Origin of the sequence: Streptomyces sp. NPDC050287, from assembly GCF_044459385.1 — a bacterium.
Lineage (GTDB): Bacteria > Actinomycetota > Actinomycetes > Streptomycetales > Streptomycetaceae > Streptomyces.
Map to the genome: position 1 here is coordinate 115,668 of NZ_JBITIY010000013.1, position 10,975 is coordinate 126,642.

The window sequence follows — 10,975 nt, forward strand, 5'->3', positions numbered from 1 at the left end:
CCGGCCGCCCGTGCCGGCGGCCCGGCCCTTACCCCCGCCCCACTCGCACGCGCACCGAAACCCTCCCCCTCACTCCGGCCCTCTCACTCCGGCCCTCTCACTCCCGCCCCCTTCACTCCCGCCCCCCGAGTAACCCGCACCCGATACCCCCCCGACCCCGACAGATCCGCCCCCACCACCGAAACCCGGATCCCCCTCCTCAGGTCCCTGAACTCCTCGCCGGGGGCGAACGGGGCGTCCGAGAGTTCCGCGTGGACGTTGGGGGTGCGGGTGCAGCCGCCGCTGTCGCGGTGGGAGTCGTAGACCCTGATCGGGCCCTGGCCGGTTTCCACGTTCGCGTCGACCTTGTAGATGAGGACGCCCGGGCGGCACACGACCTCGTCGTTGCCCTCGCGGGTGCGCACTTCGACGGCGTAGCCGGTGTTGGGGCCGAGAGGGACGACCAGCAGCTTGGACCCGCCCGCCCGGCCCAGTGGTGTGAGCGTGTACTCGCTCGTCCCCGGTGCCGCGACGCAGGCGACCTGGGTCGCGTCCAGCCAGCCGAGCTTCCACTTGTGCCAGCCGAGCAGGTCGTTGTTGGCTCCCCAGTCCTCGCTCATGATGTCCCAGTGGCCGACGGCGCCCCCGCCTTCCTGGGTGTAGAGGTCGGGCAGTCCGAAGACGTGGCTGTTCTCGTGGGGGAGGACGCGGTAGCCGGTCCGGTCGTAGGCGCCGGAGCCGTCGTCCTGGCGGGAGTAGACGAAGGAGGCGTTCGCGACGGGGACGCCATCAGCGACCGGAGCCTGCGTGTTGCCCGCGAAGGTCACCGACAGGACCGTGTCCAGGGCCGACGGGCCGACGTTCGGCGTCATCAGGACGTTCAGGAAGTCGTACGACCGGAAGTCCACGGTGGGATCGGCCGCGGCCACGATGTCCTGGATCAGTTGCCGGTACCCGGGGTCGAAGGGAGCGCCGCGCTCTATGCCGTAGGAACGGAACGGCTTGGGCAGGCGCAGCCAGCCGGGGATCGGGGTCTCGGGGCGGTAGTCCAGGCGGCCGTAGGAACTGGTGCCGAACCACTGCTGGGTCTGGGGGAAGAACTCCCGGAAACGGCTCTGGGCGCTGCCCTGGCCGGGCGCGTCGGAGAAGTCGACCATCAGCGTGAGGGCGTGGACGGTGCCGGTGGAGCGGGAGTAGCCGCCGGGGGTGGTGACGCCCTCCGACATCTGGACCGTGGGTTCACCGCTGATCATGCAGGGGCCGTGGGCGGCGGAGCGGGCGGGAGGGACGGGGCCCGCGCCGGCCATGGTGAGGGGCGGGGGGAGGTGGCCGATGCCGGCGGAGGTGCTGACCGCGAGGGTCAGCACGGTCACGGAGGCGAGAGCGGCCATGCGGCGCGGGCGTATGCGACGGCGGTGCAGCACCGCGGAAGGAACCCCGGAAGAAACCGCGGAAGAAACCCCGGAAGGAACCCGGGAAGGAACCCCGGAAGGAACCCGGGAAGGAACCCGGGAAGGAACCCCGGAAGGAACCGCGGACCCGCGCGTGTCCCCCCGGCGTCTCCCAGGCTGCGGCTGCATGGATGGCCCCTTCGGTCCGCGGCAGCCGCCGACCTGAAGGCTGCGCCCTTTCGTGCCCCTTCGATCACCCTGTGGCGAGGGGGTGGCGGGCGCGATCTGAAGGAGACCGAACGTGGGTTTTTCCCGTCCGAGGGGATGTGACTCAGGTCACAAGGATTCTTCCGCATGGCGGGAAATAACCGGGGACCGTTTCCCCGTTTAGCCATGTGTCCGAGCGAAACGGGGAGGCCTTCCCCGGATCGTCGCCCATCAGCATCAAGAACCTGAGGAGTACGCCGTGCAGACCGCTACCCCCGTGCAGCGCAAGGTGGCCCGGCCCCGTGCCGACGCCCTGCGCAACCGGGAGCGGATCGTCACCGCAGCCCGGGAGATGTTCACCGAGTTCGGCCCCGACGTGCCGCTCGACGAGATCGCCCGCCGGGCCGGCGTCGGCAACGCCACGGTGTACCGCAACTTCCCGGACCGCGACGCCCTCGTCCGCGAGGTCGTCTGCTCGGTCATGGACCGCACCTCGGAGGCGGCCGAACAGGCGCTCGCCGAGAGCGGCGACGCCTTCGCGGCGCTGGAGCGCTTCGTGCATGTCTCCGCCGACGAGCGGGTCAGCGCGCTGTGCCCGATGGTCGCGACCACCTTCGACCAGAACCACCCGGACCTGGAAGCGGCACGTGAGCGCCTCGAGCAGACCGTCGACGCGCTCATGGACCGCGCCAAGGCGGCCGGACAGATGCGCACCGACGTGGGTGTCGGCGACCTGATGGTCACCGTCGCCCAGCTCAGCCGGCCCCCGGCCGGAACCGCGTGCGTCAACGCCGACCGCTTCCTGCACCGTCATCTGCAGCTGTTCCTGGACGGACTGCGGGCCCCGGCCCGCTCCACCCTCCCCGGCACGGCCACGACCATGGAGGACCTCCGCCGGGCCCGACCGGCCTGACCGACTGACCGATCGACCTGACCACTGAGTCCGGGCCCGACCGTTTTCACCGATGAGTTCAGGCCCCCGGACCAGTCAACTCTCCCAGAGCTTCCACAGAACGTCCGGCCTCGTCAGCAACGACGCATCGACGAGCCGTCCCTCACGACACGTTTTTCCGTCCCGAAGTCCCGAAGTGGGTATCCCCATGTCTGAAACAGCCGTCAAGGCTCCCGGCGTCCCGGACGCCAACCGCTGGAAAGCGCTGACGTTCATCGCGCTCGCCCAGCTGATGGTCGTGCTCGACGCGACCATCGTGAACATCGCCCTGCCGTCCGCCCAGCAGGACCTGGGCATATCCGACGGCAACCGTCAGTGGGTCATCACGGCCTACGCCCTCGCCTTCGGTGGTCTGCTGCTGTTCGGCGGCCGGATCGCCGACCTGTGGGGCCGCAAGCGCACCTTCGTCGCCGGTCTGATCGGTTTCGCCGGCGCCTCCGCGCTCGGCGGGGCGGCCACCAACGAGGCGATGATGCTCGGCGCCCGGGCCCTCCAGGGCGCGTTCGGCGCACTGCTCGCGCCCGCCGCGCTCTCCCTGCTCGCCGTGATGTTCACGGAGCCCAAGGAGCGTGCCAAGGCGTTCGGCATCTACGGCGCCATCGCCGGTGGCGGCGGCGCGGTCGGCTTCATCCTCGGCGGTGTCCTCACCGAGTACCTCGACTGGCGCTGGACGTTCTTCGTGAACATCCCGTTCGCGATCATCGCGGCCGCGGGCGCGTACTACGTCATCCGTGAGCCGGCCGGCGGCCGCAACCGCTCGCCGCTCGACATCCCGGGCGTCATCCTCTCCATCCTCGGTCTGGTCACCCTCGTCTACGCCTTCACCCGCGCCGAGTCCGACGGCTGGGGCGACTCGACGACGGTCGGCCTGTTCGTGGCCTCGGCGGTCCTGCTCGCCGCGTTCGTCCTCGTCGAGTCCAGGGTCAAGGCCCCACTGCTGCCGCTGCGCGTCATCACCGAGCGCAACCGCGGAGGCGTCTACCTCTCCCTCGGCCTCGCGATCATCGCGATGTTCGGCCTGTTCCTCTTCCTGACCTACTACCTGCAGATCGTGAAGGGCTACTCGCCGGTCAAGACCGGCTTCGCCTTCCTGCCGATGATCGGCGGCATGATGGTGGGCTCCACGCAGATCGGCACCCGCCTGATGACCCGGGTCCCGCCGCGCCTTCTGATGGCTCCGGGCTTCCTGGTCGCCGCGGCCGGCATGCTGGTCCTCACCCAGCTGGAGATCGGCTCCTCGTACGCCAGCACGATCCTGCCGGGGATGATCCTGCTCGGCCTCGGCATGGGTACGGCGTTCATGCCCGCCATGTCGCTGTCCACGCACGGTGTCGAGCCGCGTGACGCCGGTGTCGCCTCCGCGATGGTCAACACCTCGCAGCAGGTGGGCGGCGCGATCGGTACGGCCCTGCTGAACACGATCGCCGCCTCGGCGACGACCTCGTACATCAAGGACCACATCGGTGGCGCCGGCTCCAAGGCCCAGCAGCAGCTGGTCCAGCTGGAGGGCCAGGTGCACGGCTACACCAACGCGATCTGGTTCGCCGTCGGCATCCTGGTGCTGGCCGCGACGGTCGCCGCGACCCTCATCAACACCGGCCGCCCGGGCTCGACCCCGGTGACCGGCGAGGGCGTGGTCGAGGGCGCCGAGGACGAGCTGGCCGTGCCGGTGATCGCCCACTGACGGCGCCCGTCTGACGGCTCCCGTCAGGTCGTACCCCTTCGGGCGATCGGTACGTACGGGGAAGGGGACGCCCCGTACGTACGTCCTTCAGGACCTGCCCTGGTCGCGCTCAGCGCAGCCAGGGCAGGTCCGCGCCGGCTTCGTTCGGCTGGAGTCCCTCGGCGACGATCTCCATGATCTCGCCGAGGGACTTCTGCTGTTCCGGGGTGAGCCGGTCGAACATCGCGTTGCGTACGGCCGCCACATGGCCCGGCGCGGTCTGCCGCAGCACCTGACGGCCCTCGTCCGTGAGCACCGCGAACTGGCCCCGCTTGTCGGAGGGGCAGTCCTCGCGGCGCACCCAGCCGTTCTTCTCCAGGCGTGCGATCGCGTGCGAGAGACGGGATCGGGTGATCTTCGCGTGCATGGCCAGCTCGGTCATGCGCAGCCGGCGTTGCGGGGACTCGGCGAGCTTGACGAGGAGGCCGTAGTAGATGTGCGGCATGCCGGCGTCACGTTGCAGCTGGCGGTCCAGATGGTCTTCCAAGAGGGTCGTGGCGTGCATGTAGTAACGCCAGACGCGCTGCTCCTCGTCGGTGAGCCAGCGTGGCTCTTCAGCGGGTGCGGATGCCGTGTTCATGTACTCCACTGTACGAGAACTCTCCTTGAATCTTAAACAAATGGGGCGTACAGTCTTCTGCATAAGCTTTAAAGTTGAAACATGTTGTCCCAGGGCGGTCGTGCAGGTCGCCCAGCGCAGTCGATCGCGTTGAAGCACGTGGAGCTTCAGGCACGCAACGACCTCCGGAGGAGTCGCACCATGTCCGCCGCCACACAGGAGCGCATGCCCACCCTGTACCTCAGCCACGGGGCCCCGCCACTCGCGGACGACCCGGTCTGGCCCGGCGAACTCGCCGCCTGGTCCGCGGCCCTGCCGCGCCCCAAGGCGATCCTCATGGTCTCCGCCCACTGGGAGGAGGCCCCGCTCGCCCTCGGCGCCGTCGAGCCGGTCCCGCTCGTCTACGACTTCTGGGGCTTCCCCGAGCACTACTACCAGGTGACGTACGGCGCCCCCGGCGCCCCCGCGCTCGCCGAGTCCGTACGCAAGCTGCTGCGCGCCCCCGGCATCCCCGTGCAGGACATCCCGGACCGCGGCCTCGACCACGGCGCGTACGTCCCCCTGGTCGAGATGTTCCCCAAGGCCGACATCCCGGTCCTGCAGATCTCCATGCCGACCCTCGACCCGGTGAGGCTCATGGAGATCGGCCGCAAGCTCGCGCCCCTGCGCGAGGAGGGCGTGCTGATCGTCGGCTCCGGCTTCTTCACCCACAACCTGGCCGCCCTGCGGCACACCGGCGGGGGAGTGCCGACCTGGTCCTCCGAGTTCGACGACTGGGGCCGGCGCGCGCTGGAGAACCGCGACTGGGACGCCCTGCTGGACTTCCTCCACAAGTCCCCGGCCGGCCGCTACGCCCACCCGCGCACCGAGCACTTCGCCCCGCTGTTCGTGACCATGGGCGCGGCGGAGGTCGCCGGTGAGCTGGACACGCAGAAGTCCGTGATCGACGGGTTCTGGCTGGGCATGGCCAAGCGGTCGGTGCAGTTCGGCTGAGACGGCCCGGGGCGAGCTACGGGCACTGGAGCTCTTTCTCGTACCAGGCCACGTCCCAGTAGCGGCCGAACTTGCGGCCCACTTCCCCGTACGTGCCGACGTACCGGAAACCGAAGCGTTCATGCAGCCGCGTGGACGCTTCGTTGGGCTGTGCGATGCCCGCGTAGGCGCGGTGCACGTCCTCCTCGGCCAGAGCCGAGAAGAGGGCCTCGTAGAGGAGGGTGCCGATGCCGCGGCGGCCGGCGTGCGGGGCGAGGTAGACGGTGACCTCGACCGAGGTCGCGTACGCGGGCTTGGGGCGGAACGGGCTGGATGTGGCGTAGCCGAGGATCTCCTGTGAGGTTCCTCGGGAACCGGCCCCCGTGGCAACCATCAGCCGGTGCGGGCCGTCTTCAGGGTGGGAGAGCAGCCAAGGGCGGCGCTCCTGAGGAGTGAAGACCGCGGTGTCGAAGGTGATGGGCGTCTCGCGTACGTAGTGGTTGTAGAGGTCCGTGAGAGCGTCGAGGTCACTCTCGACCCCTGGCCTGACCTGCACCTCTAAACGTTCTGTCAACATCACGCCTCCTGTGTGGCCCGACAGGGTACTGCATGATCAGAAAAATAGTGGGGTGGGTTGGGAATTCTGTCCGGATTCCAGTCGTTGTTTCGTTCGGAAGCAGGGCACCCGAGGAGAGTGCCCAGCGTCTGGAACCACCCGCTGACCCACCATCGCAAGGGAGCACGCATGGCAACCCGTGCCGTCGCCCGTCGTCAGTCCGCCACCGGCCGGACCGACACGGCAGGCAGTGTTCGCGCCCATGGCGGCGAGATCGCCGACCGCGACCTGGTCGGCATGTACCTCGACGAGATCGCGCGCACACCGCTGCTCGACGCCGCCAAGGAAGTCGAGCTGTCCCAGATCATCGAGGCGGGTGTGTTCGCGCGACAGGTCCTCGACGGATACGAGGAGTCCAAGGCCGACGCCTCCCGCGAGGAGCTCCAGGCCCTGGTCGACGAGAGTGAGCGTGCCAAGGACGTCTTCATCCGCTCCAACCTCCGCCTGGTCGTCGCCGTGGCCCGCCGCTACCCCCGCAGCGGCCTCCCGCTCCTCGACCTCATCCAGGAGGGCAACGCCGGCCTGGTGCGCGCGGTCGAGAAGTTCGACTACCGCAAGGGCTTCAAGTTCTCGACGTACGCGACCTGGTGGATCCGGCAGGCGATCACCCGCTCGATAGCGGACCAGTCGCGCACCATCCGACTGCCCGTCCACCTGGTGGAGGAGCTGGGCCGGATCCGGCGTGTGCAGCGCGAGTTCAACCGTGAGCACGGCCGTGACCCGGAGCCCGCCGAGATCGCCGCCGAGCTCGGCTCGAACCCGGAGCGCGTGATCGACGTGCTGGACTGGGCCCGCGACCCGGTCTCCCTGAACATGTCGGTGGACGACGACGGCGACACCCAGTTCGGCGACCTCCTGGAGGACACCTCGGCGGTCTCCCCGGAGCAGTCCGTGCTGACCCTGCTGCGCAGCGAGGAGCTCGACGACCTCATCGGCCGCCTCGACCAGCGCACGGCCTCCATCATCAAGATGCGGTACGGCATCGAGGACGGCCGGGAGCGCACGCTCACCGAGGTCGGCAAGGAACACGGTCTCACCCGGGAACGCATCCGCCAGATCGAGAAGCACGCCCTGCTGGAACTGAAGAAGCTGGCCCGCAGCACGGGCTTCGACGCGGCGGCGTGACGAGCCGCCCGCGTACGCCGGGTGGCGAAAGACAGCGCAAACATGGCGTTGGAACGCCGCTTCAACCTGCTGGGCCCCGGGAACAAAACTTCAGGGTCCAGCAGTTCGAGTCCAGGACCACGTCTGTGACCACGTCCCACGGACCCTTGAGCCACGTCCCGTCGCACTCCCCCCGGCGCCGGGACTTTCCCCGAGCCGGACTTCGGCGCCCCTCCCCCCGGGCGCCGGGGTCCGGCTCATTTCGTTCGCCCGGTGTCGTCCCCGGGCACGCTGAAGAGGCGGGCCACCCCGCACCTGAACCCCGGGGTGGCCCGCGAACGGCAGATTCTGTCACATGGGCACGGCCCGCCGAAGGTGAGCGGTGCTCCCCGGCCGTCTCCGCCGACGGCATCCCTCTCCCTCACGGAACGGCGCGAGGCCGGGACACGGACGGAGATCGCCCGAGCGGCGGCCGGGCTGCCGGCGCGGGCTGCCTGCGCGAAGCCGGACCACAGGCCCCGCCGCTCGGCGGATGCCTGCTTCGTACGACACCGGGTGCGGGCCGCCCGCGCGCAGGACATCGCCCGGGTCACGGGCATCGCGCCCCGCACCTTCACCGCCACCTCGTCGGCCCAGCTCACCCGACTCCACCACTCACCCCACCCCCCGCTCGGACCAGCCGCCCGCCCAACTCCCGGACACACCGCACCAGTTCCTCGGGCTCCCGCACGTCGAACTCGAAGCCGAGCATCGCCAGGCGCACCGCCAGCCAGTCCGTCGAGTCGCCCACAGTCCCTCGCAGCACACATCGCCCCTCGTCGATCGCCTCCGGGACCCCCATGGACTTCGGGACCCGCGCGGCGACCGCCTCGGCCGGTGCGTCGAACGTGACCGTGAAGTCGTACGTCTCCTGCCGGCCGCCGTACATCGACCGCCGGAGATACTCCGCCGCGCTCCCCGTCGGCAGCTCCCGCGGAGCGAACCGTGCCCCGGTGGCGAAGGGGGCGCTCACCCGGTCGACCCGGAACGTACGCCAGTCGCCGCGATCGAGGTCGTACGCGACTAGGTACCACCGCCGTCCGGTCGACACCAGCCGGTACGGCTCGACCACGCGCCGCGACTCGATCCCGTCCCGCGCCCGGTAGCCGAACCGCAGCCGCTCCCGCCCGGCCACCGTGGAGGCCATCACGGTCAGCGTCTCGGGCGCGATGCTCGCCCCGTCCCCGCTGACCAGCGGCGTGGTCGCGGCCTGGAGGGTGGAGACGCGGTGGCGCAGCCGGGAGGGCAGGACCTGTTCCAGCTTGGCCAGCGCCCGCACCGACGCCTCGTCCACGCCCTCCAGCGCGTGCCCGGCCCCGGCGCGCAGCCCGACCGCGATCGCCACCGCCTCCTCGTCGTCGAGGACGAGCGGCGGCATCGCCTTCCCGGCGACGAGCCGGTACCCGCCGTCCGCGCCCTTGGTCGCCTGCACGGGATAGCCCAGCTCCCGCAGCCGGTCGACGTCCCGCCGGACCGTACGGCGGGACACTCCGAGCCGGTCGGCGAGCTCACCGCCCGGCCACTCGCGGGGCGTCTGGAGGATCGACAGAAGCTGCAGCAGCCGTGCCGGAGTGTCCGTCGTCATGAGTTCTCCGTCATGAGTTCCATGAGTTCCATGAGTTCGAGGATGCCGCAGAAATAGGACATGATCTGACCTAATACGCTCATAGCTTGGGGACATGACCTCCACCGAGACCCCTCCGCCCAGTGCTCCGGCTCCACTCAGTGCTCCGGCCGACCGCCGCCGCTGGTTCGCCCTCGCCATCGTGATGACGGCGGCCTTCATGGACCTCGTCGATGTCACGATCGTCAACATCGCCATCCCGTCCATCCAGCAGAACGCGGGCGCCTCGGTCAGCCAGATCCAGTGGATAACGGCCGGGTACGCGCTCGCCTTCGCCGCCGGCCTGATCACCGGCGGACGGCTCGGCGACATCCACGGCCGCAAGCGGCTGTTCCTGATCGGTATCGGCGGCTTCACGATCGCTTCCGCGCTGTGCGGCTTCGCCGCGAACCCGGAGATGCTGGTCGCCTCCCGCATCCTGCAGGGCGGCATGGCGGCGCTGATGGTGCCGCAGGTCCTGTCGATCGTGCACGCCACCTTCCCGGCGCACGAACGCGGCAAGGTGTTCGGTCTCTTCGGGGCGATCGTCGGCCTCGGCGCGGTCTCCGGCCCGCTGCTCGGCGCGCTGCTGACCGAGTGGAACCTGTTCGGACTGGAATGGCGGCCGATCTTCCTGATCAACCTGCCGGTCGGGATCGCGGGCCTGGTCCTCGGCCGCCGCTTCATCACCGAGTCCAGGGCGCCCAAGGCGCTGAAGCTGGACCTCGTCGGCGTCGCCCTCGTCATCGTCGGCCTGCTGATGCTGCTGTACCCGCTCACCCGCGGCCGCGAGCTGAACTGGCCGCTGTGGGGATACGTCTCGATGGTCGGCGCGCTCGGCGTGTTCGGGGCGCTGGTGGCGTACGAGAAGCGCAAGGCGGCACGCGACGGCTCCCCGCTGATCGAACTGTCGCTGTTCCGGGTGAAGAGCTTCGCCGCCGGTATCGCCGTCCAGACCGTCTTCGGGGTCGGACTGGGCATCTTCTTCCTGGTGTGGACCCTGTACATGCAGACCGGCCTGGGCTGGAGCCCGCTGAAGGCCGGACTGACCGGTGTCCCGTTCTCGATCGCCGTGTCGACGGCGGCCGGTCTGTCGGTCCAGAAGCTGGTCCCGCGCTTCGGGCGCAAGGTGCTGCAGGCGGGCGCGCTGGTGATGGGGGCGGGCGTGCTGATCTACATCTGGGAGTCCGAGCGCTACGGCCTCGGTATCGCGTCCTGGCAGATGGCACTGCCGCTGGTCGTGATGGGCGTGGGGATGGGGCTGATCGTCGCCCCGCTGACGGACGCGGTGCTCTCGGACGTGCCGCGCGAGCACTCCGGTTCGGCGTCGGGTCTCATCAACACCGTGCAGCAGATGGGCAACGCGCTGGGGCTCGGCCTGGTGTCGGTCGTCTACTTCGGCGAGATCGGCGACGACCTGCTGCCCGCAAAGGTGGGCCCGGCCTTCGCCCACGCCTTCCCGCACGCGCTGGGCTGGGTGGCCGGCGTGATGGGCGTCATCTTCCTGCTGATGTTCGCCCTGCCGAAGCGGCCGGCCCAGCATGTGGAAGGGGACGGGGAAGGGAACAGGGACGAGGAAGGGAACAGGGACGGGGCGAGCTTGGTGGTGGGGGTGAAGGAGCCCGAGTGGGTGTCCTGATCCGGAGATGAGAAGGGCCCGGCGCCGGGAGCGGTGCCGGGCCCTTCGTTTCCGCTCGGAAGTCCGTTCATGCCCGAATGACGTCCGAACCTGTTTACTTTCCGGAAATCCGAGCGTAGCCTCCGTGGCGAAACCACAAGTTCGGGCACAAGTCCGGGCACAGGTTCGGGCACAGGTCGGAGGCGAACGGA

9 protein-coding genes are annotated in these 10,975 nt (G+C 69.7%); 5 read left to right on the plus strand and 4 right to left on the minus strand.

Annotated features, from left to right (window positions below):
• Positions 1–83 precede the first annotated feature (83 nt).
• A complete protein-coding gene (locus ACIBK3_RS35860; protein WP_399371842.1) occupies positions 84–1,370 on the minus strand; it encodes a M6 family metalloprotease domain-containing protein in 1,287 nt (428 codons plus the stop codon).
• A gap of 466 nt (positions 1,371–1,836) precedes the next feature.
• On the opposite strand from ACIBK3_RS35860, the gene ACIBK3_RS35865 reads away from it, so the two are divergent.
• Entirely contained in the window at positions 1,837–2,490 is a 654-nt protein-coding gene (locus ACIBK3_RS35865; RefSeq protein WP_399371844.1) for a TetR/AcrR family transcriptional regulator, read from the plus strand.
• A gap of 187 nt (positions 2,491–2,677) precedes the next feature.
• Positions 2,678–4,213: an MFS transporter gene (locus ACIBK3_RS35870; RefSeq protein WP_399371846.1), complete on the plus strand. Its 1,536-nt coding sequence runs from the start codon at positions 2,678–2,680 to the stop codon at positions 4,211–4,213.
• 109 nt (positions 4,214–4,322) lie between these two features.
• Here the strand turns inward: ACIBK3_RS35870 and ACIBK3_RS35875 are convergent, their stop codons facing one another.
• Positions 4,323–4,832 (minus strand): MarR family winged helix-turn-helix transcriptional regulator, encoded by a 510-nt coding sequence (locus ACIBK3_RS35875; protein WP_399371847.1) that lies wholly within the window; start codon positions 4,830–4,832, stop codon positions 4,323–4,325.
• Positions 4,833–5,012: 180 nt separating this feature from the next.
• Here ACIBK3_RS35875 and ACIBK3_RS35880 point away from each other — a divergent pair, with 180 nt between their 5' ends.
• Positions 5,013–5,804 carry a dioxygenase gene (locus tag ACIBK3_RS35880; RefSeq protein WP_399371849.1) on the plus strand — a complete coding sequence of 264 codons (792 nt, stop codon included), beginning with the start codon at positions 5,013–5,015 and terminating at the stop codon, positions 5,802–5,804.
• Positions 5,805–5,820: 16 nt separating this feature from the next.
• Here ACIBK3_RS35880 and ACIBK3_RS35885 read toward each other — a convergent pair whose 3' ends face one another.
• Positions 5,821–6,360 (minus strand): GNAT family N-acetyltransferase, encoded by a 540-nt coding sequence (locus ACIBK3_RS35885; protein ID WP_399371851.1) that lies wholly within the window; start codon positions 6,358–6,360, stop codon positions 5,821–5,823.
• Between the two features lie 168 nt (positions 6,361–6,528).
• On the opposite strand from ACIBK3_RS35885, the gene ACIBK3_RS35890 reads away from it, so the two are divergent.
• Entirely contained in the window at positions 6,529–7,524 is a 996-nt protein-coding gene (locus ACIBK3_RS35890) for an RNA polymerase sigma factor RpoD/SigA (protein WP_399371852.1), read from the plus strand.
• A 616-nt stretch (positions 7,525–8,140) separates the two neighbouring features.
• Here the strand turns inward: ACIBK3_RS35890 and ACIBK3_RS35895 are convergent.
• Positions 8,141–9,127, minus strand: a complete 987-nt coding sequence (locus tag ACIBK3_RS35895; protein WP_399371854.1) for a helix-turn-helix transcriptional regulator — start codon at positions 9,125–9,127, stop codon at positions 8,141–8,143.
• Between the two features lie 94 nt (positions 9,128–9,221).
• On the opposite strand from ACIBK3_RS35895, the gene ACIBK3_RS35900 reads away from it, so the two are divergent.
• The gene (locus tag ACIBK3_RS35900) at positions 9,222–10,784 is read left to right on the plus strand and encodes an MFS transporter (RefSeq protein ID WP_399371855.1); all 1,563 of its coding nucleotides are present in this window, start codon (positions 9,222–9,224) and stop codon (positions 10,782–10,784) included.
• Positions 10,785–10,975 lie beyond the last annotated feature (191 nt).

Bases quoted from the DNA above. Each gene is read 5' to 3' on its own strand.
- ACIBK3_RS35870 (WP_399371846.1), top strand. From the start codon at position 2,678: ATGTCTGAAACAGCCGTCAAGGCTCCCGGCGTCCCGGACGCCAACCGC.
- ACIBK3_RS35860 (WP_399371842.1), bottom strand. From the start codon at position 1,370: ATGGCCGCTCTCGCCTCCGTGACCGTGCTGACCCTCGCGGTCAGCACC.
- ACIBK3_RS35885 (WP_399371851.1), bottom strand. From the start codon at position 6,360: ATGTTGACAGAACGTTTAGAGGTGCAGGTCAGGCCAGGGGTCGAGAGT.
- ACIBK3_RS35895 (WP_399371854.1), bottom strand. From the start codon at position 9,127: ATGACGACGGACACTCCGGCACGGCTGCTGCAGCTTCTGTCGATCCTC.
- ACIBK3_RS35890 (WP_399371852.1), top strand. From the start codon at position 6,529: ATGGCAACCCGTGCCGTCGCCCGTCGTCAGTCCGCCACCGGCCGGACC.
- ACIBK3_RS35880 (WP_399371849.1), top strand. From the start codon at position 5,013: ATGTCCGCCGCCACACAGGAGCGCATGCCCACCCTGTACCTCAGCCAC.
- ACIBK3_RS35875 (WP_399371847.1), bottom strand. From the start codon at position 4,832: ATGAACACGGCATCCGCACCCGCTGAAGAGCCACGCTGGCTCACCGAC.
- ACIBK3_RS35900 (WP_399371855.1), top strand. From the start codon at position 9,222: ATGACCTCCACCGAGACCCCTCCGCCCAGTGCTCCGGCTCCACTCAGT.